Consider the following 26,780-nt stretch of genomic DNA (forward strand, 5'->3'; position numbering starts at 1 on the left):
AGGCTCAGTACAGCAGTTCGGTAAAGGGAATGAAGCTCACGATTTCGCCCGCGCTGATCGCATGATTCGGCGGATTGTCGATGATGCCGTCGCCCCAGACCGTCGAGGTCAGCACCGCCGAGCTCTGGTTCGAAAACAGATCGAGACCGCCCGCCGGATTCACGCGCGCGCGCAGAAACTCGTTGCGGCGATCCGATTTGGTCTGCGTAAAGTCGGCGCGCAGCGACAGCGCGCGCGGGCTCACATGCGCAACGCCCGCGAGACGCAGCAGGAACGGGCGCACGAACAGCAGGAAGGTCACGAAGCTCGACACCGGATTGCCGGGCAGCCCGATAAAGAACGCCTCGCCCGCCTGCTCCGCCCCCTCGCCGCGGCGCACCGCGCCGAACGCGAGCGGCTTGCCCGGCTTCATGGCGATCTGCCACATGCCGATATGGCCTTCGGCCTCCACGGCCGGGCGCACGTGATCTTCCTCGCCCACCGAGACGCCGCCCGACGTGAGAATCAGATCGTGCTGCGCGGCGGCCTCGCGCAAGGTCGCGCGCGTCGCGTCGAGCTGATCGGGCACGATGCCGTAATCGGTCACGTCGCAGCCCAGATTGCGCAGCAGGCCCGTGAGCGTGAAGCGGTTCGAGTTGTAGATCGCGCCGGGCTTGAGCGGCTCGCCGGGCATCGTCAGCTCGTCGCCGGTGAAGAACACCGCCACCTTCACGCGGCGCGTGACCGTGAGCGTCGCGCAGCCGACCGAGGCCGCCAGCCCGAGCGCCGCCGGCGAAAGGCGCGTGCCCACCGGCAGGATCACCGAATCCTTCTTGATGTCCGCACCCTGGGCCGTGATCCATTCGCCGGCCTTGGGCGTGTGCAGGATCGTCACTTCGCCGTCGCCGGCTTCGGTCTGCTCCTGCATGACGACGGCATCGGCGCCCGGCGGCACGGTCGCGCCCGTAAAGATGCGCGCCGCCGTGCCCGCCGCGAGTGGCTGCGGCGCGTGACCGGCCGGAATGCGCTGCGAGACCGGCAGACGGCGGCTGCCCTGATGCAACTCGGCCGCGCGCACGGCGTAGCCGTCCATCGCGCTCGTGTTCATCGGCGGCACGTCGAGCGGCGACACCACTTCGACCGCCAGCACGCGATTGAGCGCGTCGAAGGTCGAGAGCGTTTCGGTCTGGGCGAGCGGCTGCGCGGCGGCGAGCAGGGTCGCGAGCGCATCGGCGGTCGAGATCATCGGCGGGCGCGGCGCGCTGGTGCCGGCGGGGCTACCGGAATTCGGAACTTGGGGCGTGGACATGGGCGGGATGAGTGGCGTGCTGGGCGCGGCGCAAACGCGATGCACTCCGCGCGGCGCCTTCGGCAGTGGGTCTGCCGTTATTGTAGCGGCGGGCAGGCGGCCTTGCGCCGCGTGCCCTTATGCCGTGAATTCGCCCTGAAGGCGTCTGTGCACGTCGCGAGCCGATCGCGCCCGAGACGTGCACAGCATCGTGGACGATCAGTCCTGCGTATGCGCGGTGATGTAGTCCTTCACCTGCTTCGCGTCGGCGGCCACGACTTCGAAGCGCTGCGGCAGCGCCTCCAGGCCTTCGAACGCCGCCGGACGCTCGGCTTCGCGATCGAGCGCTTCACGGATCGTCTCGCCGAACTTCACCGGCTGCGCCGTTTCCAGCACGATCATCGGCACGCCCGGTTGCAGGTGCTCGCGCGCGACCTTCACGCCGTCGGCCGTATGCGTGTCGATCATCGTCTTGTAGCGCGTGTAGACGTCGCGGATCGTCGCGATACGGTCGTCGTGGCTGCTGCGACCCGACACGAAGCCGAATTGCTGCACGCGCACAAAGTCGCCGCTCGCCGCGAGATCGAAGCCACCCTTTTCTTCCACGTCGCGGAACAGCTGCGCGACGCGCGCCGGATCGCGGCCCAGCAGGTCATAGACGAAGCGCTCGAAGTTCGAGGCCTTCGAGATGTCCATGCTCGGGCTGGTCGTGTGATACGTCTCGGCCGAGGCGCGCACGCGGTAGACGCCGGTGCGGAAGAACTCGTCGAGCACATCGTTCTCGTTGGTGGCGACCACGAGCTTCTCGATCGGCAGACCCATCATGCGCGCGATGTGGCCCGCGCAGACGTTGCCGAAATTGCCCGAGGGCACCGTGAACGAGACGCGCTCGTCGTTACTCTTCGTGGCCGCGAAATAGCCCGCGAAGTAGTAGACGACCTGCGCCACGACGCGCGCCCAGTTGATCGAGTTGACCGTGCCGATCTTGTGCGCGGCCTTGTACGCGTGATCGTTCGAGACCGCCTTGACGATGTCCTGGCAGTCATCGAACACGCCTTCCACCGCGAGGTTGAAGATGTTCGGGTCTTGCAGGCTGAACATCTGCGCGGTCTGGAACGCGCTCATCTTCTTGTGCGGCGAGAGCATGAACACGCGCACGCCCTTCTTGCCGCGCATCGCGTATTCGGCGGCGCTGCCGGTGTCGCCGGAGGTCGCGCCGAGAATGTTCAGCTGCTGGCCGGCCTTGGCGAGCGCGTACTCGAACAGGTTGCCGAGCAGCTGCATCGCCATGTCCTTGAACGCGAGCGTCGGGCCGTTCGAGAGTTCGAGCAGCGAAAGCTGCGTGCCGTTTTCCTCGCCGAGCGTGGTCAGCGGCGTGATCTTGCTCGCGTCCTCGCCGTGGCGCACGTTGCAGTACGTGGCGGCCGTGTAGGTGCGGCGCGTGAGATCACGCAGGTCGTCGGCGGGAATGTCGTCGCTGAACTTCGAGAGGATCTCGAACGCGAGGTCCGCGTACGAGAGACCGCGCCAGCGCGCGAGTTCTTCCTTGCCGATCTGCGGATACTGCGCCGGCAGATACAGGCCGCCGTCGCGCGCGAGGCCACCCAGCAGGATGTCCGAGAACGCATGATGTTCGCCGGCGCCCGCGCCGCGCGTGGATACGTAATTCATTGCCTGGTCCTTGCGTTACCTTAGTTCAGTCCTTCCATGCGCAGCTTCGTCACCGACGACTTCACGGTCGCCAGCTTTTCGATCTGCGCGATCGCCGCGTTGACGTTCTTCTCGACCGTCTCGTGCGTGATCAGGATGATGTCGGTCTCCGCCTTGCCCTGTGCGTCCACTTCCTCCGACTCCTTCTGCAGCAGCGCGTCGATCGAGATGCCGCTGTCGGCCAGGATGCGCGTGATGTCGGCCATCACGCCGGTCTGGTCGGCCACGCGCAGGCGCAGGTAGTAGCCGCTCGTGACTTCGTCGATCGGCAGGATCGGCGTGTTCGACAGGCTGTCCGGCTGGAACGCCAGATGCGGCACGCGATGCTCGGGATCGGCCGTGTGCAGGCGCGTCACATCCACGAGATCGGCCACGACCGCCGAAGCCGTCGGCTCCGCGCCCGCGCCCTTGCCGTAGTAAAGCGTGGTGCCCACGGCGTCGCCGTGCACGACCACCGCGTTCATCGCGCCTTCCACATTCGCGAGCAGGCGCTTGGCCGGGATCAGCGTCGGGTGCGTGCGCAGCTCGATGCCCTTCTCCGTGCGGCGCGCGATGCCCAGCAGCTTGATGCGATAGCCGAGTTCTTCCGCGTACTTGATGTCGATGGCGTCGAGCTTGCTGATGCCTTCCACATAAGCCTTGTCGAACTGCACCGGCACGCCGAACGCGATCGCGCTCATGATCGTGGCCTTGTGCGCGGCGTCCACGCCTTCGATGTCGAAGGTCGGGTCGGCTTCGGCGTAGCCCAGTTCCTGCGCGCCCTTCAGTGCGGTCGCGAAGTCGAGGCCGCGCTCGCGCATTTCCGAGAGGATGTAGTTGGTCGTGCCGTTGATGATGCCGGCGATGTACTGGATGCGGTTGGCCGTGAGACCTTCACGCAGCGCCTTGATGATGGGGATGCCGCCCGCCACCGCCGCTTCGAACGCGACCATCACGCCCTTGGCGCGCGCGGCCTGGAAAATTTCCGTGCCGTGCACCGCCAGCAGCGCCTTGTTGGCCGTGACCACGTGCTTGCCGTTGGCGATCGCGCGCAGCACGAGGTCCTTGGCGAGCGCGGTGCCGCCGATCATTTCGGCGATGATCGAAATCGACGGATCGTCGACGACGGCGTTGAAGTCGGTCGTCAGGTCGACGCTGCCGGCTTCGCTGCCGAGCGCCGTGGTGGCCTTGGCCGGATTGCGCACGGCGATGCGCGCGATCTCGATGCCGCGGCCCGCGCGGCGTTTGATTTCTTCCTGGTTGCGGCGCAGTACCGTGAAGGTGCCGCTGCCCACCGTGCCGAAGCCCAAGAGACCTACTTTGATCGGTTCCATGCAGCGTGTGTTCGTCTAAGTGTGTGAAAAGGAAATGCGTTTTGCGTGGCTTGCGTGGCGTTGGCGCTGAAGCTCAGGTGCCGTGACGCTGGCGATAGCCGTCGAGGAAGCGCGCGATCCGGTTGATCGAATCGGTCAGGTCGTCGACGTTCGGCAGGAACACCACGCGGAAGTGATCCGGCTGCTTCCAGTTGAAGCCCGTACCCTGCACGAGCAGCACGCGCTCCTGCAGCAGCAGATCGAGGATGAATTGCTGGTCGTCCTGGATCGGATAAAGCTTCGGGTCGAGGCGCGGGAACATGTACAGCGCCGCCTCCGGCTTCACGCAGGTCACGCCCGGAATGGCCGTGAGCATGTTGTACGCCAGTTCGCGCTGACGATACAGGCGGCCGCCCGGCTGGATCAGCTCGTTGATGCTCTGGTAGCCGCCGAGCGCCGTCTGGATCGCGTACTGGCCCGGCACGTTCGCGCACAGGCGCATCGACGCCAGAATGCCGAGGCCTTCTGTGTAGTCCTTCGAGCGGCGGCGGTTTTCGCCCGTCATGCCCGAAAGGAACATCCAGCCCGCGCGGTAACCGCACGCGCGATAGCTTTTCGAGAGGCTGTTGAGCGTGACCGTGATCACGTCTTCCGAAAGCGAGCCGAGCGCCGTGTGCGTCTTGCCGTCGTAGATGATCTTGTCGTAGACCTCGTCGGCGAAGATGATCAGGCCGTGCTCGCGCGCGATGGCGACGAGGCCTTCCAGCAGCTCGTCCGAATACAGCGCGCCCGTGGGATTGTTCGGGTTGATGACAACCAGCGCGCGCGTGTTCGGCGTGATCTTCGCGCGGATATCGTCGAGATCGGGCATCCACGCGTTCGACTCGTCGCAGATGTAATGCACGGGCGTGCCGCCCGAGAGGCTCACCGCCGCCGTCCAGAGCGGATAGTCGGGCGCGGGCAGCAGGACTTCGTCGCCGTCGTTGAGCAGCGCCTGCATGGCCATCACGATCAGCTCGGACGCGCCGTTGCCGATGTAGATGTCGTCGAGCTCGACGCCCTTGACGCCCTTTTGCTGCGCGTAATGCATGATCGCCTTGCGCGCGGCGAACACGCCCTTCGAGTCCGAATAGCCCGAGGAGCCCGGCAGGTTCAGGATCATGTCCTGGATGACCTCGTCGGGCGCATCGAAGCCGAACGGCGCCAGATTGCCGATGTTCAGCTTGATGATGCGATGGCCTTCTTCTTCGAGGCGCTTGGCATGCTCGAGCACCGGCCCGCGGATGTCGTAGCAAACGTTCTGCAGCTTGTTGGATTTGAGAATCGGTTTCACGGCGGGCTTTCGGTCTGGGAAGCGGTCTTAAGGGGCCAAAAAGAGGCTGATCGGGCAACGGGCCGGGGCACGGCGCACCGGCTAACCCGGGTATCTAGCGAAGCGGGCCGGACGGCGCACGGGCCGCGAGCCTGACGAGGCAAGGGGCGAGCGTGGCTGCGGCACAGGCCAACTCCGGCTAACCACGGGAAACGGCGGACATCTTCGGGCAACGTACCAGTCTGCAGCTTGTGGCTGCGTTCGCCCGCTGCGTTTGCCCGGCAAGGATGTCACAGGCGAATGGCGCGGATGTGGCGCACGGACTGACGGCTCGAAGCGATTCAGGCCGGACCCCGCTGGGGCGACGGCGCGCCGCAGCGGCTAAAAAGCTATAATTTAGCGGATTTTGGCCGACTTCCGCAATGCGCAAAGCGCCGCCACGGGCCGCGCCGGGCCTCGGGCAGCCGCAGCGTGCGGCGCTCGCGGGTCCGCGCCGTGCGCGCGACGGCACACGCAGTCCCGGCATGCACAGTCGGTTACGCGGCATTACGCGACGTCGCGCGGCACCCGGCGCAACACTCGACGCAACCTTCGCCGAAACCTCTCGGAATTCCGTTTTGAAACTACACCAGGACTCCAGCGGCGCCCTGAACACCGTCACCGGTTATGGCGCCGATTACGTCGACATCAATCTCGAACGCCACAACGGCAGCATCCTCGTCATGCCCGACTCGCCGGTCCAGCCCTGGCCGGTGAACGCGTTCGACGCCCTCACCCCCGAACATTTCGCGCAGCTGCTGCCGCTCAAGCCCGAGGTCGTGGTGTTCGGCAGCGGCGAGCGCCTGCGTTTTCCGCATCCGCGCCTGACTGCGCCGCTGTCCGCCCAGCGCATCGGCGTCGAGGCGATGGATTTCAAGGCCGCCTGCCGCACTTACAACATCCTGATGGCCGAGGGCCGGCGCGTGGCGCTCGCGCTGCTGATCGAGGCTTGATTCAAGCGCGATCGCGCCCCTGAACGAACCTCAGGGCGAACCCCGGGGCGAATAGCCCGCGACACTTGATCGCGCCCCGGATCAGCAGCCCGATGGCGCCGCCTTAAGCTCGCCTTCAGGTACGCTCCCCGTGCCGTAGTACACTTGCGCGCCGCGCGGGCCTGGCGCGTAGCCACGCCGCCGCCCGACCGACTGCAACGTTGACAAAAACAGGCTGGAATCCATGAACGATACGCCCTCGCGGCTGCCGCTCAACCGCAGCGCGATCCTGCTTCTGATCGTCGCTCTCGCCGTGATCTGGTTCGTGCCGCTCGGCTGGCGCCATCTGCTGCCGAGCGACGAAGGCCGCTACGCCGAAATGGCGCGCGAAATGCTCGCATCCGGCGACTGGATCACGCCGCGCTACAACGGCTACAAGTATTTCGAGAAGCCGCCGCTGCAAACCTGGATGAACGCGCTCACGTTTGCCTGGTTCGGCATCGGTGAATGGCAGGCGCGCCTCTACACGGCGCTGACCGGCTTCGCGGGCGTGCTGCTGATCGGCTTCACCGGCGCGCGCGTGTTCAACGCCGCCACCGGCTTCTTCGCCGCCGTCGTGCTCGCCTGCGCGCCGTACTGGAACCTGATGGGCCACTTCAACACGCTCGACATGGCCCTGTCGTTCTGGATGGAACTCACGCTCTGCGCGCTGCTGCTCGCCCAGCGCCCGAACCTGCCGCGCAACACCGCGCGCCTGTGGATGTGGGTCTGCTGGGGCTCGATGGCGCTCGCCGTGCTCTCGAAGGGTCTCGTCGGCCTGATCCTGCCGGGCGCCGTGCTGGTGCTCTACACGCTGGTCGCGCGCGACTGGGCGCTCTGGAAGCGCCTCTACCTCGTGAGCGGCCTGATCGTGTTCTTCGCGATCGTCGCGCCGTGGTTCGTGCTGGTGCAGGAACGCAATCCCGAGTTCTTCAACTTCTTCTTCATCGTCCAGCAGTTCCAGCGCTATCTGACGCCCGCGCAGAACCGCCCCGGCCCGTTCTATTACTTCGTGCCGGTGATGCTGGTGGGCTTCCTGCCGTGGCTGTCCGTGAGCGTGCAGAGCCTGCGCCACGCGCTGCGCACGCCGCGCCAGCCGAACGGCTTCGCCCCCGTCACGCTGATGCTGGTCTGGAGCGCGTTCATCTTCCTGTTCTTCAGCGCGTCGCATTCGAAGCTGATCTCGTACACGCTGCCGATCGCCCCGCCGCTCGCGCTCGTCATCGGCCTCTATCTGCCGCTGATGACGAAAAAGCAGTGGAACCGTCATCTGATCGGCTATGCGCTGCTGGCCGTCGCGCTGATGGCCGGTTCGTTCGTGCTCACGCGTCTTGGCGACTCGCGCAACCCCAACGCGCTCTATCGCGAATATCAGGTCTGGGTGTTCGCGGCGGCCGCCTGCGCATTCATCGCGACGATGATCGGCCTGCGTCTCGCCCGCGCGAAGAACACGCCCGAGACCGGCGCGCGCGCGCCCGCCCTGGCGCTCGGCACCGCGTGGCTGCTGCTCGCGACCATCGCCGGCACGGGCCACGATGTGTTCGGCACGCTGAGCTCCGGCGCGCCGCTCGCGCCCGCTGTGCGCGCGGCCATCGCCAAGCTGCCGCCCGACACGCCGTTCTATTCGGTCGGCGTGCTCGATCACACGCTGCCCTTCTACGTGCGCCACTCGATGACGATGGTGGAAGTCACCGACGAACTGGCCTTCGGCATCTCCGAGGAGCCGCAGAAATGGGTGCCGACCGTCGCCGACTGGGAGCAGCGCTGGAAGGCCGAACGCTATGCGCTGGCGCTCCTGCCCGCACAGCGCTACAACGAACTGGCCGCGCAGGGCTTCCCGATGCAGGTGATCGCGCGCGACGCGCGTCGCGTGGTGGTGGAAAAGCCGCAACCCTGAGCCCGTGCGGAGCGGCGGCGCGCTTGAGCGATAATGCCGGGTTGCGGGCCTGAAGGCGCGCGTCCGGCAGCCGGCTCGCGCGCCTTCAGGCCCGAGCCGCCCGGTGCGCGGCGATGGTGCGGCAAGCGCCCGGCCAATGTTGCGGCCAATGCCTGGCGAGCGGCGACGCAAAATCCGCCGCGAACCGCCAGCCGGGCCCGCCCGGCCCCGCGCCCGGTCCGCCCCCATAACCGAATTGACCATCGAGAACGATGAATCCGATTTCCCTTATCTGTATCCTGGCCGGCGTCGGCCTGAATGCCTGCGCGCAACTGTTGCTGAAAGCCGGTGTCAATGCCGTTGGACACTTCGAATTCACCCGTGCGAACATCCTGCCCATCGGCTGGAAGCTCGCCACGCAGCTGCCGATCGTCGGCGGACTCACCTGCTACGTGTTCAGCGTGGTGGTCTGGATCGTGGGCCTGTCGCGCGTCGACGTCTCGATCGCCTATCCGATGCTCTCGCTCGGCTACGTGGTCAACGCGTTCGCGGCCTGGTATCTGTTCGGCGAAGTGATGAGCGTGCAGCGCCTCATCGGCATCGGCATCATTCTGATCGGCGTGTTCGTGCTGGCGCGCAGCTAGGCCACATCGCCATTTCGAAGCAAATCGTAAGGTCCGCGGCGCATGCTTCGCCGCGCCGCCGCAGCCTCACCCACTATCTGACGTTCTGACGAGCCAAGCCCTCATGACCCAGTCATCCGCGCAGTCCTCCGTTCCGTTCCTCCCGTTCGTCAAACCCGAGATCGACGAGGAAACCATCCAGGGCGTCGTCGACGTGCTCCGCTCGGGCTGGATCACGACCGGTCCGCAGAACCAGGCCTTCGAAGCCGCGCTCTCCGAGTATTGCGGCGGCCGTCCGGTGCGCACCTTCAACTCGGGCACGGCCACGCTGGAGATCGGTCTGCGCATCGCGGGCGTCGGCCCCGGCGACGAAGTCATCACCACGCCGGCCTCGTGGGTGTCCACGAGCAACGTGATCTACGAAGTGGGCGCGACGCCCGTGTTCGCCGACATCGACCCGCTCACGCGCAACATCGACCTCGACAAGCTCGAAGCCGCCATCACGCCGCGCACCAAGGCGATCATTCCGGTGTTCCTGTCGGGCCTGCCCGTCGACATGGACCGCCTCTATGCGATCGCCCGCCAGCACAAGCTGCGCGTGATCGAGGACGCGGCCCAGGCGTTCGGCGCGAGCTGGAACGGCAAGCGCATCGGCGAACTCGGCGACATCGTCTCGTTCAGCTTCCACGCGAACAAGAACCTCACGGCGATCGAAGGCGGCGCGCTCGTGCTCAACAACGAGGACGAAGCCGAACTCGCGCGCAAATACCGCCTGCAAGGCATCACGCGCACGGGCCTCGACGGCATGGACTGCGACGTGCTCGGCGGCAAGTACAATCTGACGGACGTGGCCGCGCGCGTGGGCCTCGGCCAGCTCAAGCACATCGAGCGTTTCACGCTGCAGCGCCGCAATCTCGCGAAGGCGTATTTCGCGGGCTTCGAGGGCGGCGCCGCCGTGAAGCTGGGCATGGGCCTGCCGCACGCCGACTTCGCGAACAGCAACTGGCACATGTTCCAGATCACCCTGCCGCTCGAACAGCTCACGCTCACGCGCGCGGAATTCATGGAACAGCTCAAGGAGCGCGGGATCGGTTCGGGCGTGCACTACCCGGCCATCCATCTGTTCACGCTTTATCGCGAGCGCGGTTTCCGTGCGGGCATGTTCCCGCACGCGGAGCGGTTCGGCGAGACCACGGTCACGCTGCCCCTCTTCACGCTGATGACGGAAGCCGACGTCGCGCGCGTATGCCGCGCCGTCAACGACATCTGCACGCAGTTCGCGAAGTCAGCACAGAAGTAAGCACCGCCAGGAAGTACACGCACGGAGTGGGCGCTGTTCGGTCAATCGCGCCCCGCCGGCCCGCCGTACACTGTCGTGCAACACGGATTACCCCAACGGAAAAGACGCACACATGAGTCAAACGGAACAACGCACCTTGACGCCGGAAGCGCCGGAAGTCTCGGTCATCATTCCGGTCTACAACGAGGAGGCCGGACTGGCCGCGCTGTTCGCGCGCCTGTACCCGGCGCTCGACAAGCTCGGCACCTCGTACGAAGTCATCTTCATCAACGACGGCAGCCGCGACCGCTCCGCCGCGATGCTCGCGGAGCAGTTCCGCGCGCGTCCCGACACCACGCGCGCGATCCTGCTCAACGGCAACTACGGCCAGCACATGGCGATCCTCGCGGGCTTCGAGCAGTCGCGCGGCGAGATCGTCATCACGCTCGACGCCGACCTGCAGAATCCGCCCGAGGAAATCGGCAAGCTGGTCGAGAAGATGCGCGAAGGCTACGACTACGTGGGCACGATCCGCATGCAGCGCCAGGACAGCCTGTGGCGCCGCAAGGCTTCGCAGGCCATGAACCGGCTGCGCGAGCGCATCACGCGCATCAAGATGACGGATCAGGGCTGCATGCTGCGCGCCTACAACCGCCATATCGTCGACACGATCAACCGTTGCGGCGAAATCAACACCTTCATTCCGGCGCTCGCGTACACCTTCGCGCAGAACCCGGTCGAAGTCGACGTCGCGCACGAAGAACGCTTCGCGGGCGAGTCGAAGTACTCGCTCTACAGCCTGATCCGCCTGAACTTCGACCTCGTCACGGGCTTCTCGGTCGTGCCGCTGCAATGGCTGTCGTTCATCGGCGTGATTCTCTCGCTGGGCTCGGCGGGCCTGTTCGTGCTGCTGCTGATCCGCCGCTTCATCATCGGCGCGGAAGTGCAAGGCGTGTTCACGCTGTTCGCGATCACGTTCTTCCTGCTCGGCGTGATCATCTTCGCGCTCGGCCTGCTCGGCGAGTACATCGGCCGTATTTATCAGCAGGTGCGTGCGCGTCCGCGCTATCTGGTGCAGACGATTCTCGAAGCGCGCAACGGCCGCGAAGTGGTCGACGTGCCGCGTCAGGACATCGTGCAAGGCGTGCAGGCTTCGCTGAACCTCGGCGGCGCCGCGAACCAGAACGGCGACTCGCGTGACGCATCGCGCGACGACCAGGACGCGCGCCACGGAGCCCAGTCATGAAAGCACGCGCTGTCGTCTTCGCGTATCACAACGTGGGCGTGCGCTGCCTGCAGGTGCTGCTTGCGCGCGGCGTCGACGTGGCGCTCGTCGTCACGCACGAAGACAGCCCGACCGAGAACATCTGGTTCGGCAGCGTGAAGTCGGTGGCCGAAGAACACGGCATCGACGTCATCACGCCCGCCGATCCGAAGAGTCCCGAGCTGCGCGCCGCGATTGCCGCCGCGAAGCCCGACTTCATCTTCTCGTTCTACTACCGCCACATGCTGCCGGTGGACCTGCTCGCGCTCGCCGCGCGCGGCGCCTACAACATGCACGGCTCGCTGCTGCCGAAGTACCGCGGCCGCGTGCCGACCAACTGGGCGGTGATCAAGGGCGAAACCGAAACCGGCGCGACGCTGCACGAAATGGCCGCGAAGCCCGACGCGGGCGCGATCATCGCGCAGACGCCGGTGCCGATCCTGCCCGACGACACGGCCGCGATGGTCTTCGACAAGGTGACGGTGGCCGCCGAGCAGACGCTCTGGCGCGTGCTGCCCGCCTTGATCGCGGGCGAAGCGCCGCATCTGCCGAACGACCTCTCGCAAGGCAGCTATTTCGGCGGGCGCAAGCCCGAAGACGGCCGGCTCGACTTCTCGCAGAGCGCGCAGGACGTCTACAACCTGATCCGCGCGGTCGCGCCGCCGTACCCGGGCGCGTTCACGGACATCGGCGCGCATCGCTTCGTGATCGCGCGCGCGCGGCTCGTGCGCCCCGGCACGCAAGACGCCGAACGGGCTCGCGCCCTCGCCGGATTGCCCGCCGGCATCCACGTAAGCGATAATGCGCTTTTCGCCCTTTGCGGCGACGGCCGCGCCATCGCGATTCACGAACTGCGGCACGCACCGAATCTGGAACACGGCGGTCAAGAGACCGTCGTCACGTCCGCCGCGTTCTCCGACCTCATTTCATCTGTCCCCCGTCCATGAAAAAAGTTCTGATCCTGGGTGTCAATGGCTTCATCGGCCATCACCTCTCCAAGCGCATCCTCGAGACCACGGACTGGGAAGTGTTCGGCATGGACATGCAGACGGACCGCCTCGGCGATCTGGTCAAGCATGAGCGCATGCACTTCTTCGAAGGCGACATCACGATCAACAAGGAGTGGGTCGAGTATCACGTCAAGAAGTGCGACGTGATCCTGCCGCTGGTCGCCATCGCCACGCCGGCCACCTACGTGCAGCAGCCGCTGCGCGTGTTCGAACTCGACTTCGAGGCGAACCTGCCGATCGTGCGTTCTGCGGTCAAGTACCGCAAGCACCTCGTCTTCCCGTCGACCTCCGAGGTCTACGGCATGTGCTCGGACGAGCAGTTCGACCCGGACGCGTCGGCCCTCACCTACGGCCCGATCAACAAGCCGCGCTGGATCTACGCGTGCTCGAAGCAGCTCATGGACCGCGTGATCTGGGGCTACGGCATGGAAGGCCTGAACTTCACGCTGTTCCGTCCGTTCAACTGGATCGGCCCGGGCCTCGACTCGATCTACACGCCGAAGGAAGGTTCGTCGCGCGTCGTGACGCAGTTCCTCGGCCACATCGTGCGCGGCGAGAACATCAGCCTCGTCGACGGCGGCGCGCAAAAGCGTGCGTTCACCGACATCGACGACGGCATCGCAGCGCTGATGAAGATCATCGAGAACAAGGACGGCGTCGCCTCGGGCAAGATCTTCAACATCGGCAACCCGACCAACAACTTCTCGGTGCGCGAACTCGCGCACAAGATGCTGGCGCTCGCCGCCGAATTCCCGGAATACGCGGAAACGGCGAAGAAGGTGCAGCTCGTCGAGACCTCGTCGGGCGCGTACTACGGCGCGGGCTACCAGGACGTGCAGAACCGCGTGCCGAAGATCGACAACACGATGCAGGAACTCGGCTGGGCGCCGACGTCGACCTTCGACGAAGCGCTGCGCAAGATCTTCGAAGCGTATCGCGGCCATGTCGGCGAAGCGCGCGCGCTCGTCGAACAGCAGCAAGCGTAACGCCGGGGACTACGCCACTTGGCCCGCATCGTTCTCAAGATCGACGTCGACACGCTGCGCGGCACGCGTGAAGGCGTGCCGAATCTCGCGCGCATCTTCGACCGCTACAAGGCGCGCGCGACCTTCCTGTTCAGCCTCGGCCCGGACCATACGGGCTGGGCGCTGCGCCGCGTGTTCCGCCCGGGCTTTCTGAAGAAGGTCTCGCGCACCTCGGTGGTCGAGCATTACGGCATCAGGCAGCTGATGTACGGCGTGCTGCTGCCCGGCCCCGACATCGGCGTGGAAGCGGCGGCGCAGATGCGCGCGATTCACGAAGCCGGTTTCGAGTGCGGCATCCACACGTGGGATCACGTGTACTGGCAGGACAACGTGCGTACGCGCGACGCGCAATGGACCGCGCGTCAGATGCAGAAGAGTCACGACCGCTTCACGCGCATCTTCGGCACACCGCCCGTCACGCACGGCGCGGCAGGCTGGCAGATGAACGAGTCGGCGTTCGAGCAGATCGACGCCTGGGGCATGCAGTACGCCTCGGACGGACGCGGCCATTCGCCCTATCGTCCGGTCGTGAACGGCCGCACGCTCAACCACGTGCAGATGCCCACCACGCTGCCCACGCTCGACGAAGTGCTGGGCGTCGACGGCGTGGACACGGACACCGTGGCCGCGTGGATGCTCAAGCTCACGGAAAACAATCCGCACGATCAGGTGTTCACGCTGCACGCCGAGCTCGAAGGCCAGAAGCTCGCGCCGGTGTTCGAACAACTGCTCGCGGGCTGGCGCGCGCAGGGCCACACGTTTGCCACGATGGGCGACTACCATGCGACGCTGGACCCGGATTCGCTGCCATCGTACCCTGTCACCTGGGGCGAGATCGCGGGCCGTTCCGGCCAGCTGATCGTCCAGCCCGACTGAACCCCGCCGCCCGCGCCACCGCGCTTCCTTCGCGCACGCAGCCCATGCCGCCAGCACGGCGCCGCGAGCGGCACACACCGTCCCGGCCGACCGGCGCCCGCGCCGCCCCCGCGCCAGCCAATAAAAAAGGGAGAGCCACGTGCCTGACGTGACCATCGCTGTCGACCAACCCGTTCCCGACTTCACTGCGCCCGCCACGGGCGGCGACTTCACGCTGTCGAGCCTCAAGGGCAAGAAGGTCGTCCTCTACTTCTATCCGAAAGACAACACGCCGGGCTGCACGCGCGAAGGCATGGAGTTCCGCGACCTGTTCGCGAAGTTCAAGAAGGCCGGCGCCACCATCGTGGGCGTCTCGCGCGACAGCGTGCGTTCGCACGATAACTTCAAGGCCAAGCTCGAACTGCCGTTTACCTTGGTATCGGATGGCGATGAAGCGCTCTGCTCGCTCTTCGGCGTCATCAAAATGAAGAAAATGTATGGCAAAGAAGTGCGTGGAATCGAGCGCTCCACCTTCCTCATCGACGCCGACGGCGTGCTGCGCCGCGAGTGGCGTGGCCTCAAGGTTCCGGGCCACGTCGAGGAAGTTCTGGAGGCTGTACAAGCGCTTTGAGGCGCGTTATATTGGGCTGCAATGAGTGCCTGTCCAACCCATTTTTTGATGCATTGCAGCGGTCTCGCAACCGGTCACGCCGTGGCCGGAAATGCGCTTCCGGGGCAGCGTGTCAGCACAGCAGTCAAGCCGCTTGCCTCGTCAGTCGGGGCGGCGGCTTTTTTGTTGGCCTTTCTGTTGAAACTCACTCCCTCCACGCCGTGCCGGCGTAGCGACCCGGTGCGCGTCAACGTCAAGGAGCCGATCGAAAAACAGGCGAACCGGCATTTTCAGACCTGAGCGCGCACCCTGCGCGGTCACGGCGGCGGCCTACCCGGCTGTTCGCACGCACCGCCCGAAAGCGCACCTTACTGGGTAACCCCGCGACCACTCGACCCGAATTTTTCGAGGGACACCATGCCTTTGCCTACTCCCCCCAGCAAGCTCGGCAACCTGCTGCCGCCCGAGGAATACAAGGCGCGCGCGAAGACCTCGCGCAGCACCCGCAAAGCAGCGGGTGAAAACGACGCCGCCGACGTTGCCTCGGAACTTGCCAACGACGTCGCCGCCTATGGTGCGGCAAGCGTCGCCGAACCGATGACCGAAGCGGCGAACGCCGCGACCACGCTGCGTACCGTGCCGCTGCCTTCCGCCAGCGCCGAACTCGCCGCGCTCGAACCCGTCGCGCCGGCCCCCGCACGAAAACGCAAACAGACCGCCGCGCTGCTGCAGCCGCTCCAGGCCAATGCCACGCCGGCCGCCGAAGCGCCCGTCGCGCGCAGCGGCAAACAGCCCGCGGCCAAGGCTTCGGGCGGCACGGCTGCGCCGGCCACGCGCGGCAGCACGAAAAAACGCGTGCACCCGGAAGAAACCGTCGAAGTGCAGAAGATGTTCGTGCTCGACACCAACGTGCTGATGCACGACCCGACCTGCCTGTTCCGTTTCGAGGAGCACGACGTCTATCTGCCGATGATGACGTTGGAAGAACTCGACAACCACAAGAAAGGCATGTCGGAAGTCGCGCGCAACGCGCGTCAGGTCAGCCGCACGCTCGATCAGCTCGTGGCGAACGCGGGCACGATCTCGGAAGGCATTTCGCTCGCGCGCCTCGGCAGCCGCGAGGCGCTCGGCCGCCTGTACTTCCAGACGACGCTCACGCACATCGATCCGGTCGATGGCCTGCCCGAAGGCAAGGCCGACAACCAGATCCTCGGCGTGGTGCGCGCGCTGCAACGCGACCGGCCGGATCGCCTCGTCGTGCTGGTGTCGAAAGACATCAACATGCGGATCAAGGCGCACGCGCTCGGCCTGCCCGCTGAAGACTACTTCAACGACCAGGTTCTCGAAGACAAGGACCTGCTGTACTCGGGCATCCGCGCGCTGTCGCAGGACTTCTGGGCGAAGCACGCCAAGGGCATGGAGTCCTGGCAGGACACCAAGACCGGCACCACGTACTACCGCGTGACGGGGCCCGAGTGCGCGTCGATGCTCGTCAACGAGTTCGTCTATCTCGAGCCGCAGAACGGCGAGCCCGCGTTCCACGCGATCGTGCGCGAGCTCAACGGCAAGACGGCGCTGCTGCAAACGCTGCGTGACTACGGCCACCACAAGAACAACGTGTGGGGCATCACGGCACGCAACCGCGAGCAGAATTTCGCGCTGAACCTGCTGATGAATCCCGAGATCGACTTCGTCACGCTGCTCGGTCAGGCCGGTACCGGCAAGACGCTCGTCGCGCTCGCGGCGGGCCTCGCGCAGGTGCTCGACGACAAGCGCTACAACGAGATCATCGTGACGCGCGCGACGGTGCCGGTTGGCGAGGACATCGGCTTCCTGCCGGGCACGGAAGAGGAAAAGATGCAGCCGTGGATGGGCGCCTTCGACGACAACCTCGAAGTGCTCCAGAAGACCGACGACGCCGCCGGCGAATGGGGCCGCGCCGCGACCCAGGAGCTGATCCGCTCGCGCCTGAAGGTCAAGAGCATGAACTTCATGCGCGGCCGCACCTTCGTCGACAAGTATCTGATCATCGACGAGGCGCAGAACCTCACGCCGAAGCAGATGAAGACGCTCGTGACGCGCGCGGGCCCTGGCACGAAGATCGTGTGCCTCGGCAACATCGCGCAGATCGACACGCCGTATCTGACCGAAGGCAGCTCGGGCCTGACCTACGTGGTCGACCGCTTCAAGGGCTGGGCGCATAGCGGCCACGTGACGCTGGCGCGCGGCGAGCGTTCGCGCCTGGCCGATTACGCGTCGGACATTCTGTAAAACGCCCTGCGGCACGGGTTCCCGCCCGCGCCGCACGCTTCACGCCGTACCTGAAAGGACCGTATTCGGAACGCCGGATACGGTCCTTTTTTCTTGCGCAATGCCCGCTGGCGCGCGGATTTCGGGGCAATGCGGCGTGCCGAAGCCGCAACAGATCGCGCGCGAACTTCAAGTAATTCCTCAAGATTTCTTGCCGAAGCCCTGTGCGACGGGCTACCATCCGACCATTACCGGTTTTCCCCAATGGCGGACGCGCGTCGTTCGCCATCCGCTTTTCATGCGTCGACTCTGGCTTCCGTTGCTGATCGTGATGTTCCTTGCGGCGTGTTCGAGCGCGCCGCAGAAGGTGTCGCGCGGCAGCGGATCGAGCGGCGGCTACGCGTGGCGCACCAAGCCGCCCGGCTTCCCCAATTTCGTCGACCACAGCATCGGCCGCGAGGAAATCTCGATCCAGGCGATGGGTCTCGTCGGCATTCCCTACCGCTGGGGCGGCAATACGCCCGATAGCGGCTTCGATTGCAGCGGTCTCGTGAAATACGTGTTCGCGCGCGCCGCGTCGGTGGACCTGCCGCGCACCACGGCGGACATGAGCCAGCGCGGCGAGTCGATCGAACCCGACGAAATCGCGGCCGGCGACCTCGTGTTCTTCAACACCACCGGACGACCGCATTCGCACGTGGGCATTTACGTCGGCAACCTGCGCTTCGTGAACGCGCCGTCGACGGGCGGCACGGTGCGGCTCGACTATCTGACCAATCCGTACTGGGCGAAGCATTTCGACGGCATCCGCCGCATGGCGCCGCCCAAACGCGCGCCGAGCACGCCGTTCGATACGCCGACCTATGAAGCCGCCGCGCCCGCGCCGGTCACGCCGACCGCGAGCGTGGCGGTTGCCGCGCCTGCGGCGCGCGTGAGCGCTGCGGCGGCCGATCAGCGACGCCTGACGACCGCGCCGCCAGGCGCTTACACGAACACGGCAGCGATACCCGTGGCATCGCCGCAACCAGCCGCTGCCTCCGCCGATGCCTTCGAGCCGCCGCCCGCCGCGATGGGCGCCGCCCAAATGCAGGCGCGCGACGCGGGCGCGGTCGCCGCTGCGCCGAGCGCCAATGTGCCGGACGCCATCGACGCCGCCGCGGATGCCTTCGAGCCCCCGCCGCCGCGTGCGTCCGCCGCCGAACGCCAGGCTGCGCAGGCCGGCTCCACGGCCATCCAGCCGGTGCAGCCCATGCAAGCCGCGCAGGCGCCGGTCCAGATCATGCGCGCCTCGACTGCGGGCGCCGCATCACCCGCCCCCACGCAATCGAGCGACGATCCGATCGCGCGTTTCGCCAACGGCGCGTACTAGGCATACGCCAACGGCCGACGCGGCCCTCAGCCCGAATCGCCCTGGCCGGAAGGCCAACGTCTGCTTCCGGCGGTTCCGTGCGCCCGCCGCGTCTGCTATCGTTTTGGTACTGTTTTTGGACTTTTCCGCAGCGAGGCAGCGATGGATCTCGGACTCCGCAACAAGGTGGTTCTGGTCACGGGCGGCAGCAAGGGTATCGGGCTGGCCTGCGCCCGCGCGTTCGCCCAGGAGGGCGCGAAAGTCGCGATCGTCTCGCGCGAGCCGGCCAATCTCGCGCGCGCCCGCGAGCAGCTGGCGAGCGAAGGCCTGCACGTGCATCTCACGCGCGCCGACCTGCACGAGGCGCACAGCGCCGCCGACGTGGTCGAGGAAGTCTCCACGGCCGTCGGCCCCATCGACATCCTGATCAACAGCGCGGGCGCCGCCCGCCGCTACGACCCCGAATTGCTCGACGCCGAGGCCTTCAAGGCCACCATGGAAGCCAAGTACTTTCCGTACATCTACCCGCAGCAGGAAGTGCTGCGCCGCATGGTGGAGCGGATCAAGGCGGGCAAGACGCTGGAGCCGGGCGCGATCGTCAATATCATCGGCATGGGCGGCAAGTACGCGAGCGACATCCATATCGCGGGCGGCGCGGCCAACGCGGCGCTCATGCTCGCGACCGTCGGCCTCGCGCACTATCACGCGCGCTACGGCATCCGCATCAACGCGATCAATCCGGGCGCCACGCTCACGGAACGGCTTCAGGAAGCGGTGAAACTCGAAGCGGGCCGCGAAGGTGTCAGCGCCGAGGAAACCCTCGCACGCGGCGAGGCCAAGGTGCCACTCGGGCGCTACGCCAAACCCGAGGAAATCGCCGACGTGGCGCTCTTTCTCGCCAGCCGCCGAGCGAGCTACGTCACGGGCGCAATCGTGCCGATGGACGGCTGCACCACGCCCGTGATCTGAGGCGGCGCGGCGCGCATAAAAAAAACGGCGCCCGAAGGCGCCGTTTTGCAACACGGAGGCCGCAGCCTCTCAAGTCGGCTCTTACATCAGCCGATGGCCGATCCACCAGCCCGCCGCGGCGAGCGTGGCCGAAGCCGGAATGGTCAGCACCCAGGCCCACACGATGTTGCCTGCCACGCCCCAGCGCACGGCGCTGAGCTTTTGCGTCGCGCCCACGCCGACGATCGCGCCGGTAATGGTGTGCGTGGTGGACACGGGAATACCGAGCCACGAAGCCGTGAACAGCGTGAGCGCCCCGCCCGCTTCCGCGCAGAAACCGCCCACGGGCTTGAGCTTGGTGATCTTCTGGCCCATCGTGCGCACAATGCGCCAGCCGCCGAACAGCGTGCCGATACCCATCGACAGATAGCAGCCGCCGATCACCCAGATGGGCGGCGCATCCGAGCCGATCGCCGAGTAACCGGTCGCGATCAGCAGCATCCAGATGATGCCGATGGTCTTCTGCGCGTCGTTGCCGCCGTGGCCGAGGCTATAGAGGCCCGCCGAGACCAGCTGGAAGCGCCGGAATCGTCGGTCCACCTTGCTTGGTGGCGTGCGGAAATACAGCCACGACACCAGCAGCATGAACAACGAGCCGAGAATGAAACCGAGCAGAGGCGAAATGAAAATGAACGCCACGGTCTTCATCAGGCCGTCGAAGTTCAGCGAGTGCCAGCCCGACTTGGCGAGCGCCGCGCCCACGAGACCGCCGATCAGCGCGTGCGACGAGCTCGACGGAATGCCGTAGTACCACGTCAGCACGTTCCAGCCGATCGCGCCTATCAGCGCGCCGAACACCACGTAGTGGTCGACGATGTCGGGGTCGATGGTGCCCTTGCCCACTGTCTGCGCCACCTTCAGGTGGAAGACGAAATAGGCGATCACGTTGAACATGGCTGCGAACGCCACCGCCTGCTGCGGTTTGAGGACGCCCGTGGACACGACGGTGGCGATGGAATTCGCCGCATCGTGAAAGCCATTCATGAAGTCGAAAATGAGCGCGATGGCGACGAGGGTCGCGACCACCCATAGCGCGAGTTGTATCGAATGCATCGTGATTTGCTCAGGCGTTCTCTAGCACGATGCCTTCGATGATGTTCGCGACATCCTCGCACTTGTCGGTGATCGCCTCGAGCAATTCGTAGATTGCCTTCAGCTTGATCAGGTTCTTGACGTCGTCTTCCTCGCGGAAGAGTTTCGAGATCGCGCCGCGCAGCAGGCGGTCGGCGTCCGACTCGAGGCGGTCGATGTCTTCGCACGCCTTCAGGATATCGCGCGCCTGCTTCATGTCGGAGAGCAGCGCCACCGCTGCCTGCACGCGCTCGGCCGACGCCGTGACCACGTGCGCGAGCTCGCTCGCCTCGGCCGTCACGGCCTGCACGTCGTACAGCGAAATGGCGGTGGCGACGTCTTCCATGAGGTCGAGGCAGTCGTCCATCGTCGTGATGAGCTTGTGGATCTCGTCGCGGTCGAGCGGCGTGATGAAGGTCTTGTGCAACAGGTCGATGCACTCGTGCGTGAGCTTGTCGGCGGCCTTTTCGGCGCTCTGCACGTTCTGTTTGTGGACTTCTGCGTCCGCCAGATTGTCGATCAGGAGCTCGAGCTCACGGCCAGCGGAAACGATGCACTTCGCGTGCGCATTGAAGATTTCGAAGAACTTGCCCTCGGTGGGCATGAATCGACCGAACATTGGGATCCCGGTAATTGGTCTCGGATTGCCGTCACAAAACGGCAAGATAGCCGTCATAAAACGGCAATATTGTAACGTCAGGAGGAAAGCGCCGCACTTGTCGACGGACACGGCAGCGGCATTTGCGCCACTATTGCGCATAAGCCGCCCGCCGCGTCTTGACAGTTCAGACTGCGCTCTTACTCGCTGCCGTAGAAGGTTTGCGCGCCGGCAAAGTTGTCGAACTTCGTGTATTGACCATGGAACGTGAGCCGAACGGGACCAATCGGACCGTTACGCTGCTTGCCGATGATGATCTCGGCGGTGCCCTTGTCGGGGCTGTCCGGGTTGTACACTTCGTCGCGGTAGATGAACAGGATCACGTCCGCATCCTGTTCGATTGCGCCCGATTCGCGCAGGTCCGACATCACCGGACGCTTGTTCGGACGCTGTTCGAGGCCGCGATTGAGCTGCGAGAGCGCGATCACGGGCACGTCGAGTTCCTTGGCCAGGCTCTTGAGCGAACGCGAGATTTCCGAAATTTCGGTCGCGCGGTTTTCGCCGCTGCCCGAGCCGCTCATCAGCTGCAGATAGTCGATGATGATGAGGCCGAGCTTGCCGCACTGGCGCGACAGGCGCCGCGCGCGCGAGCGCAGTTCCATCGGGTTCAGGCCCCCGGTTTCGTCGATGAAGATCTGCGCCTCGCTCATTTTCTGCACGGCGTGCGTGAGCTTCGGCCAATCCTCGTCGGTCAGGCGGCCCGTACGCATGCGGTGCTGGTCGAGGCGCCCCACCGACCCGAGCATACGCATGATGAGCTGCGTGCCCGGCATTTCCATCGAGAACACCGCGACCGGCAGGCCGTATTCCACGGCCACGTATTCGCCGACGTTCATCGAGAACGCGGTCTTACCCATCGACGGACGGCCTGCCACGATGATCAGTTCGCCGCCGTGCATGCCCGAAGTCATGCGGTCGAGGTCCATGAAGCCCGTGGGCGTGCCCGTCACGTCGCTCGGATTGGCCGTGTGATAGAGCGTGTCGATGCGCTCCACGACCTGCGTGAGCAGCGGCCCGATTTCGAGGAAGCCCTGCGTGCCGCGCGCGCCGTCTTCGGCGATCGAGAACACCTTGGCCTCGGCCTCGTCGAGCAGCTGGCGCACTTCCTTGCCCTGCGGGTTGAAGGCGTCGGAGGAAATTTCGTCGGCGACCGACACGAGGCGGCGCAGCACCGCGCGATCGCGCACGATTTCCGCGTAGCGGCGGATGTTCGCGGCGCTCGGCGTGTTCTGCGCAAGCGCGTTGAGGTAAGCGAGACCGCCCACGTCCTCGGCCTTGCCCGAGGTGCCGAGCGATTCGAACACGGTCACCACGTCGGCGGGTCGCGCGGACGAGATCAGACGGCCGATATGCTCGAAGATCAGGCGGTGATCGTAGCGGTAGAAGTCGCTTTGCGAGAGGAAGTCGGCAATCCGGTCCCAGGCGCCGTTATCCAGCAGCAGGCCGCCGAGCACCGATTGTTCGGCTTCGATCGAATGCGGCGGGACTTTCAGCGACTCGAGTTGGGGATCTTTCGGAGCGTTCATGGAGGGCAATTATCGGACAGCGGGCGGGCGCTCACAAGCTTCAAAAAGTGCAAAAAGCGTGTGCAACAAGCGAAGGCAATGAGCGCGCAACAAAAAAGGCAGAAGCCCTGCGGCTCCTGCCTTTCTTGTTCTTTGCGACGTAGAACGGCGCGAACACGCGGCCCGTGAGGACCGCATGCGTGCTTAGGCGTGTTCGCCTTGCACCGACACCGTGATGTCGACGAGCACGTCCGTGTGCAGTGCAACTTGCACCGAATGGTCGCCAACGATCTTCAGCGGGCCTTCCGGCAGACGCACTTGCATCTTTTCCACTGCGAAGCCTTGCTTCGTGAGCGCTTCGGCGATGTCCGCGTTCGTGACCGAACCGAACAGACGGCCGTCGACGCCGGCCTTCTGGCCGATCTGAACGGTCAGGCCGCTCAGCTTTTCGCCTTCGCCTTGTGCAGCTGCCAGCTTTTCAGCGGCGGCCTTTTCGAGTTCAGCGCGGCGAACTTCGAATTCAGCGATTGCGTCCTTCGTTGCGCGGCGAGCCTTCTTGTTCGGGATCAGGAAGTTACGTGCGTAACCGTCCTTCACCTTGACGATGTCGCCGAGGTTGCCCAGGTTGACGACTTTTTCCAGAAGAATGATCTGCATTCAATTGCTCCTTGTAGCGTCGTCTTATTAGGCCTTGTGCTGGTCGGTGTACGGCATCAGCGCGAGGAAACGCGCGCGCTTGATAGCCGTGTCCAGCTGACGCTGATAGTGGGCCTTCGTACCCGTCAGACGAGCCGGCGTGATCTTGCCGTTTTCGCCGATGAAGTCCTTCAGCGTTTCGATGTCCTTGTAGTCGATCTGATCGACGCCAGCAGCCGTGAAGCGGCAGAACTTCTTGCGCTTGAAGAGCGGGTTTTGTTGTTGACGACGCTTGTCGAATTTCTTACCAGTCGGGCGGGGCATGATTAGTCCTTTCCTGTACCTTGCATTTCGGTGATGTGAAACACCAGGGTTCGCGCATTACGGTGCTTTTTCGCCAGAAAACCGGTGAAGAGCGCTTCCACGCCCATCTCGCAGCTTTCGACCAGACCGCAGGCCTTGCCGGCCGCCACCGCGGGCATCGTGAGTTCGACGAATCGGGGAATACCCGCTTCGACGACCTCCGTGCGGTGCTGCAACGTGACGCTGGCAATCGGAACGCCGGCGGGGGTATACCGCACCGGTTCGCGTTCGACGACGCTAGCCGTGAGTTGCAGCCTGTTCACGCAGTGTGCTTAAGCAAGAGAGCTCGAATCCTGATGGCTTGTGTATTAAGCCTGCGCTTCGGTCGGCTGAGCAGCCGCCTTCTTGGCTTCTTCGCGCTGCACTTCCTTCATCATCGGCGACGGGCCTGCTTCGGCCTTCTTCATCTTGACGATGAGGTGACGCAGAACAGCGTCGTTGAACTTGAACGCGTGTTCCAGTTCGTCGAGCGTGGTCTGGTCGCATTCGATGTTCATGCAGACGTAGTGAGCCTTCGCGAGTTTCTCGATCATGTAGGCCAGTTGGCGACGGCCCCAGTCTTCGATACGGTGGATCTGGCCACCGTGCGACGTGATCGTGCTCTTGTAACGCTCGATCATTGCGGGCACTTGCTCGCTTTGATCGGGGTGCACGATGAAGACGATTTCGTAATGACGCATATTCACTCCTTGTGGATTAAAGCCACCCGGGCGTCGGAACCGGTGCGGCAAGTGAGAAGCCGAAGATTGTAGCGCGATCGGGCTACGTGCGCAACCGCCATCATGCATCGGCGATCTGATTCGGGCGTGTTTTCAAGGACTTGCGCGGTTGGCGCGGTGAGTTGGACCATGCCGGACCACGCGGGAGCCGCGCGGACCACCGCAAAACGCGCCCTAGCCCCCGCTTCCGCCGCCCGCGAGCCGTGCGTCGAGCGCGGCGCGCAGGCCGACGAGCGCATCCGGCCCCGCATCGGTCACGGCCCACCACGTCATGCCGCCCGCCTGCCAATGCGCGAGCGCGTAGCCGTCGTCGCGCGGCGGCGCGGCGGCGTCCGCCTGCGGCCCGGACGTGCCCGGCGGGAACACATAGACATCGATCACGTGCTTGCGGAACCGGTACACGAGCACCGCGACGCGCTCGCGCCCCACATAGTCGAGCCGGCCGCCCACGAGCGGAAAACCCTGCGCGGCGAGATCCTCCACCGGCGGCGCATAGTCGATGCGGCCGTTGAACCACGGCTTCACCGTATGGCGGTCGGTCGAGATCACGTCGAGGTCGCGGCCCGAGATCTGCGCACGCACGTGGCTCGCCACGAGTTCGTCGACGAACGCGCCGGTTGCCGCAGGCTCACGCAGATGCAGCGCCGCGACCAGACCCAATGCGCCCAGCGCGAGCACGCCCAGCGCGGACCACGCGAAGGCCGGCGCGCGCGCGCCCGTGGCCGGCGCGCCGCCCGCTGCGCCGGATCCGCCAAATGCACCGAATCCACCGAATCCGCCGAAAGACGGCCACCGCCATCCTGCGAACCCTGCCTTTTTGCCATCCTCGGCGCGGGCGGGTTTCGTGGCGCGAGCGTCATCGTCGGCGACCATGCGCGGCGCGGGTTCCGGGTTCGGCGCGTCGAGCGGCGGCAACGCCGCCACGATGCGCGCGGCCAGATCCGGCGGCGCGCGATGGTAAGGCGCGGCGCGCGCCGTTCGCGAAATCACCTGAACGACGTCCGCCGCGTCGCGGCATGGCGCACAGCCGCTCAGATGCTCGCGCACGCGCCATTCGTCGGCGGCGGACAGTTCCCGGTCGACGCTCGCATCGAGCAGCGGGCGCGCTTCATCACAGTTCATCTGGCGCCTCCGTCGTCGGCGTGACATGAGTAGAAGCCGCGCGGGTGCCCATGAGAGGCCCCGCAACGGGCGAAGTCGACGGCTCGGGATGTCCGCCGTCGACGGCCGGCTCCTCGCGGAACCGGCCGTCTGGCCCCCGGCCGGATGGTCCCGACGCTTTGCTGCTGCCCCCGAAATCGGTCTTGCGGTCGTGCGCGGCGGCGTCGGGCTGTGGCCCGGATGTCGACGCGGATTTCGGCCCGCACTGCGCGCCCACCGACGCGCCCCGCCCTTGCTGGGCCGCCAGTATCGCCGCGAGCCGTTTGCGGCCGCGCGCGAGCCGCGACATCACCGTGCCCACCGGCACGTCGATGACCGTGGCGATCTCGCGATAGCCCATTTCCTCCAGTTCGCGCAGCACCAGCACTTCGCGATACTCGACCGGCAGACGCTGCAGCGCGTCCTGCACGCGGCGCGTGTCCTCGGCGCGGATCGCGAGCGTTTCCGGGTCGATGCTGCCGGTGTCCCAGCCGTCGGGCGGCGTGTCGTCGCGCAACTCGTCGAACGGCGCCACTTCCTCGGCGCCCGCGCGCCGACGCCACTCGTCGTACCAGACCCGCCGCACGATCGCGAGCAGCCAGGGGCGCGCCTGCTCGCCGCGAAATGTGTCGAAGAAACGGAACGCGCGCAGAAACGCTTCCTGCACGATGTCCTCGGCGTCGCCGGGATTGCGCGACAGCCAGCGCGCGAGGTTGTACGCGGCATCGAGATGCGGCAGCGCGAGCGCCTGAAAACGCCCGCTGCGCGCCGCCATTTCCTGGCTGCTGCGCTGCGCCTCGTCGTGCTGCCCGTTCGCGGTTTCGCCCACCTCGTCCCCTCGTGCGCCACGCTCATCGTCTTGCCCGCACTGCGGCCATGTGTCGGCCGTGCGCTTCGACCACAACTAGCCACAACTAGCCACAACCCGCCACACCTCGACTGCACCGTG

At 65.7% G+C, this 26,780-nt stretch carries 25 protein-coding genes; 12 read left to right on the forward strand and 13 right to left on the reverse strand.

Going from position 1 to position 26,780, the window contains the following annotated elements:
* Positions 1-4: 4 nt before the first annotated feature.
* From glp to U4Y88_RS31085, 4 genes are all read right to left on the reverse strand, one after another.
* Positions 5-1,225 (reverse strand): gephyrin-like molybdotransferase Glp, encoded by a 1,221-nt coding sequence (glp, locus tag U4Y88_RS31070; RefSeq protein ID WP_310631772.1) that lies wholly within the window; start codon positions 1,223-1,225, stop codon positions 5-7.
* 261 nt (positions 1,226-1,486) lie between these two features.
* Positions 1,487-2,938, reverse strand: coding sequence for a threonine synthase (thrC, locus tag U4Y88_RS31075; RefSeq protein WP_224007307.1), 1,452 nt, complete (start codon positions 2,936-2,938; stop codon positions 1,487-1,489).
* A 20-nt stretch (positions 2,939-2,958) separates the two neighbouring features.
* Positions 2,959-4,290: a homoserine dehydrogenase gene (locus U4Y88_RS31080; protein WP_224007290.1), complete on the reverse strand. Its 1,332-nt coding sequence runs from the start codon at positions 4,288-4,290 to the stop codon at positions 2,959-2,961.
* 73 nt (positions 4,291-4,363) lie between these two features.
* Positions 4,364-5,602 carry a pyridoxal phosphate-dependent aminotransferase gene (locus U4Y88_RS31085; protein WP_224007288.1) on the reverse strand — a complete coding sequence of 413 codons (1,239 nt, stop codon included), beginning with the start codon at positions 5,600-5,602 and terminating at the stop codon, positions 4,364-4,366.
* 596 nt (positions 5,603-6,198) lie between these two features.
* On the opposite strand from U4Y88_RS31085, the gene U4Y88_RS31090 reads away from it, so the two are divergent.
* From U4Y88_RS31090 to U4Y88_RS31145, 12 genes are all read left to right on the forward strand, one after another.
* Complete coding sequence (locus tag U4Y88_RS31090; protein WP_224007285.1) at positions 6,199-6,573, forward strand: Mth938-like domain-containing protein; 375 nt, start codon at positions 6,199-6,201, stop codon at positions 6,571-6,573.
* A 223-nt stretch (positions 6,574-6,796) separates the two neighbouring features.
* A complete protein-coding gene (locus U4Y88_RS31095; protein WP_321788659.1) occupies positions 6,797-8,488 on the forward strand; it encodes a glycosyltransferase family 39 protein in 1,692 nt (563 codons plus the stop codon).
* A gap of 251 nt (positions 8,489-8,739) precedes the next feature.
* Positions 8,740-9,111: an SMR family transporter gene (locus U4Y88_RS31100; protein WP_224007279.1), complete on the forward strand. Its 372-nt coding sequence runs from the start codon at positions 8,740-8,742 to the stop codon at positions 9,109-9,111.
* 103 nt (positions 9,112-9,214) lie between these two features.
* On the forward strand, positions 9,215-10,390 hold the full coding sequence (locus U4Y88_RS31105; RefSeq protein WP_224007276.1) for a DegT/DnrJ/EryC1/StrS family aminotransferase: 1,176 nt from the start codon (positions 9,215-9,217) through the stop codon (positions 10,388-10,390).
* A 112-nt stretch (positions 10,391-10,502) separates the two neighbouring features.
* The gene (locus U4Y88_RS31110; protein WP_310632826.1) at positions 10,503-11,615 is read left to right on the forward strand and encodes a glycosyltransferase; all 1,113 of its coding nucleotides are present in this window, start codon (positions 10,503-10,505) and stop codon (positions 11,613-11,615) included.
* Complete coding sequence (locus U4Y88_RS31115) at positions 11,612-12,580, forward strand: formyltransferase (RefSeq protein WP_224007271.1); 969 nt, start codon at positions 11,612-11,614, stop codon at positions 12,578-12,580. Before U4Y88_RS31110 ends, U4Y88_RS31115 begins: the two co-directional genes overlap by 4 nt.
* A complete protein-coding gene (locus U4Y88_RS31120; RefSeq protein WP_224007269.1) occupies positions 12,577-13,629 on the forward strand; it encodes a bifunctional UDP-4-keto-pentose/UDP-xylose synthase in 1,053 nt (350 codons plus the stop codon). The genes U4Y88_RS31115 and U4Y88_RS31120 overlap by 4 nt, the downstream gene beginning before the upstream one ends.
* A gap of 18 nt (positions 13,630-13,647) precedes the next feature.
* The gene (locus U4Y88_RS31125) at positions 13,648-14,544 is read left to right on the forward strand and encodes a polysaccharide deacetylase family protein (protein ID WP_310632827.1); all 897 of its coding nucleotides are present in this window, start codon (positions 13,648-13,650) and stop codon (positions 14,542-14,544) included.
* A gap of 148 nt (positions 14,545-14,692) precedes the next feature.
* The gene (locus U4Y88_RS31130; protein WP_065060077.1) at positions 14,693-15,154 is read left to right on the forward strand and encodes a peroxiredoxin; all 462 of its coding nucleotides are present in this window, start codon (positions 14,693-14,695) and stop codon (positions 15,152-15,154) included.
* 396 nt (positions 15,155-15,550) lie between these two features.
* On the forward strand, positions 15,551-17,404 hold the full coding sequence (locus U4Y88_RS31135; RefSeq protein WP_224007265.1) for a PhoH family protein: 1,854 nt from the start codon (positions 15,551-15,553) through the stop codon (positions 17,402-17,404).
* A gap of 277 nt (positions 17,405-17,681) precedes the next feature.
* Positions 17,682-18,752, forward strand: coding sequence for an NlpC/P60 family protein (locus U4Y88_RS31140; protein ID WP_321788661.1), 1,071 nt, complete (start codon positions 17,682-17,684; stop codon positions 18,750-18,752).
* A 141-nt stretch (positions 18,753-18,893) separates the two neighbouring features.
* Positions 18,894-19,700 (forward strand): SDR family NAD(P)-dependent oxidoreductase, encoded by an 807-nt coding sequence (locus U4Y88_RS31145; protein ID WP_310632829.1) that lies wholly within the window; start codon positions 18,894-18,896, stop codon positions 19,698-19,700.
* 81 nt (positions 19,701-19,781) lie between these two features.
* Here the strand turns inward: U4Y88_RS31145 and U4Y88_RS31150 are convergent, their stop codons facing one another.
* The 9 genes from U4Y88_RS31150 to U4Y88_RS31190 all read right to left on the reverse strand — a co-directional run bounded on the left by U4Y88_RS31150 (position 19,782) and on the right by U4Y88_RS31190 (position 26,606).
* Positions 19,782-20,792, reverse strand: coding sequence for an inorganic phosphate transporter (locus tag U4Y88_RS31150; protein ID WP_224007259.1), 1,011 nt, complete (start codon positions 20,790-20,792; stop codon positions 19,782-19,784).
* Positions 20,793-20,802: 10 nt separating this feature from the next.
* Positions 20,803-21,429 carry a DUF47 domain-containing protein gene (locus U4Y88_RS31155; RefSeq protein ID WP_065060081.1) on the reverse strand — a complete coding sequence of 209 codons (627 nt, stop codon included), beginning with the start codon at positions 21,427-21,429 and terminating at the stop codon, positions 20,803-20,805.
* A gap of 179 nt (positions 21,430-21,608) precedes the next feature.
* A complete protein-coding gene (locus tag U4Y88_RS31160; protein WP_224007257.1) occupies positions 21,609-22,994 on the reverse strand; it encodes a replicative DNA helicase in 1,386 nt (461 codons plus the stop codon).
* Between the two features lie 183 nt (positions 22,995-23,177).
* On the reverse strand, positions 23,178-23,630 hold the full coding sequence (gene rplI / locus U4Y88_RS31165; RefSeq protein WP_224007255.1) for a 50S ribosomal protein L9: 453 nt from the start codon (positions 23,628-23,630) through the stop codon (positions 23,178-23,180).
* Positions 23,631-23,657: 27 nt separating this feature from the next.
* Complete coding sequence (gene rpsR, locus U4Y88_RS31170; protein WP_028216787.1) at positions 23,658-23,933, reverse strand: 30S ribosomal protein S18; 276 nt, start codon at positions 23,931-23,933, stop codon at positions 23,658-23,660.
* A gap of 2 nt (positions 23,934-23,935) precedes the next feature.
* Entirely contained in the window at positions 23,936-24,235 is a 300-nt protein-coding gene (priB, locus tag U4Y88_RS31175; protein WP_028204898.1) for a primosomal replication protein N, read from the reverse strand.
* Positions 24,236-24,280: 45 nt separating this feature from the next.
* Positions 24,281-24,652, reverse strand: coding sequence for a 30S ribosomal protein S6 (rpsF, locus tag U4Y88_RS31180; protein WP_224007253.1), 372 nt, complete (start codon positions 24,650-24,652; stop codon positions 24,281-24,283).
* Positions 24,653-24,865: 213 nt separating this feature from the next.
* Positions 24,866-25,813, reverse strand: coding sequence for a zf-HC2 domain-containing protein (locus tag U4Y88_RS31185; protein WP_321788663.1), 948 nt, complete (start codon positions 25,811-25,813; stop codon positions 24,866-24,868).
* A complete protein-coding gene (locus U4Y88_RS31190; RefSeq protein WP_415774524.1) occupies positions 25,803-26,606 on the reverse strand; it encodes an RNA polymerase sigma factor in 804 nt (267 codons plus the stop codon). Before U4Y88_RS31190 ends, U4Y88_RS31185 begins: the two co-directional genes overlap by 11 nt.
* Positions 26,607-26,780: the final 174 nt, after the last annotated feature.

This window comes from Paraburkholderia sp. J94 (assembly GCF_905220285.1).
Taxonomy (GTDB): Bacteria; Pseudomonadota; Gammaproteobacteria; order Burkholderiales; family Burkholderiaceae; genus Paraburkholderia; species Paraburkholderia tropica_A.

Excerpts from the sequence above, each read along its gene's own strand:
- glp (WP_310631772.1), bottom strand. The coding sequence starts at position 1,225 with ATGATCTCGACCGCCGATGCGCTCGCGACCCTGCTCGCCGCCGCGCAG.
- thrC (WP_224007307.1), bottom strand. The coding sequence starts at position 2,938 with ATGAATTACGTATCCACGCGCGGCGCGGGCGCCGGCGAACATCATGCG.
- U4Y88_RS31080 (WP_224007290.1), bottom strand. The coding sequence starts at position 4,290 with ATGGAACCGATCAAAGTAGGTCTCTTGGGCTTCGGCACGGTGGGCAGC.
- U4Y88_RS31095 (WP_321788659.1), top strand. The coding sequence starts at position 6,797 with ATGAACGATACGCCCTCGCGGCTGCCGCTCAACCGCAGCGCGATCCTG.
- U4Y88_RS31100 (WP_224007279.1), top strand. The coding sequence starts at position 8,740 with ATGAATCCGATTTCCCTTATCTGTATCCTGGCCGGCGTCGGCCTGAAT.
- U4Y88_RS31105 (WP_224007276.1), top strand. The coding sequence starts at position 9,215 with ATGACCCAGTCATCCGCGCAGTCCTCCGTTCCGTTCCTCCCGTTCGTC.
- U4Y88_RS31110 (WP_310632826.1), top strand. The coding sequence starts at position 10,503 with ATGAGTCAAACGGAACAACGCACCTTGACGCCGGAAGCGCCGGAAGTC.
- U4Y88_RS31115 (WP_224007271.1), top strand. The coding sequence starts at position 11,612 with ATGAAAGCACGCGCTGTCGTCTTCGCGTATCACAACGTGGGCGTGCGC.
- U4Y88_RS31120 (WP_224007269.1), top strand. The coding sequence starts at position 12,577 with ATGAAAAAAGTTCTGATCCTGGGTGTCAATGGCTTCATCGGCCATCAC.
- U4Y88_RS31135 (WP_224007265.1), top strand. The coding sequence starts at position 15,551 with ATGCCTTTGCCTACTCCCCCCAGCAAGCTCGGCAACCTGCTGCCGCCC.
- U4Y88_RS31140 (WP_321788661.1), top strand. The coding sequence starts at position 17,682 with ATGCGTCGACTCTGGCTTCCGTTGCTGATCGTGATGTTCCTTGCGGCG.
- U4Y88_RS31145 (WP_310632829.1), top strand. The coding sequence starts at position 18,894 with ATGGATCTCGGACTCCGCAACAAGGTGGTTCTGGTCACGGGCGGCAGC.
- U4Y88_RS31150 (WP_224007259.1), bottom strand. The coding sequence starts at position 20,792 with ATGCATTCGATACAACTCGCGCTATGGGTGGTCGCGACCCTCGTCGCC.
- U4Y88_RS31155 (WP_065060081.1), bottom strand. The coding sequence starts at position 21,429 with ATGTTCGGTCGATTCATGCCCACCGAGGGCAAGTTCTTCGAAATCTTC.
- U4Y88_RS31160 (WP_224007257.1), bottom strand. The coding sequence starts at position 22,994 with ATGAACGCTCCGAAAGATCCCCAACTCGAGTCGCTGAAAGTCCCGCCG.
- rplI (WP_224007255.1), bottom strand. The coding sequence starts at position 23,630 with ATGCAGATCATTCTTCTGGAAAAAGTCGTCAACCTGGGCAACCTCGGC.
- rpsR (WP_028216787.1), bottom strand. The coding sequence starts at position 23,933 with ATGCCCCGCCCGACTGGTAAGAAATTCGACAAGCGTCGTCAACAACAA.
- rpsF (WP_224007253.1), bottom strand. The coding sequence starts at position 24,652 with ATGCGTCATTACGAAATCGTCTTCATCGTGCACCCCGATCAAAGCGAG.
- U4Y88_RS31185 (WP_321788663.1), bottom strand. The coding sequence starts at position 25,813 with ATGAACTGTGATGAAGCGCGCCCGCTGCTCGATGCGAGCGTCGACCGG.
- U4Y88_RS31190 (WP_415774524.1), bottom strand. The coding sequence starts at position 26,606 with ATGGCGGCGCGCAGCGGGCGTTTTCAGGCGCTCGCGCTGCCGCATCTC.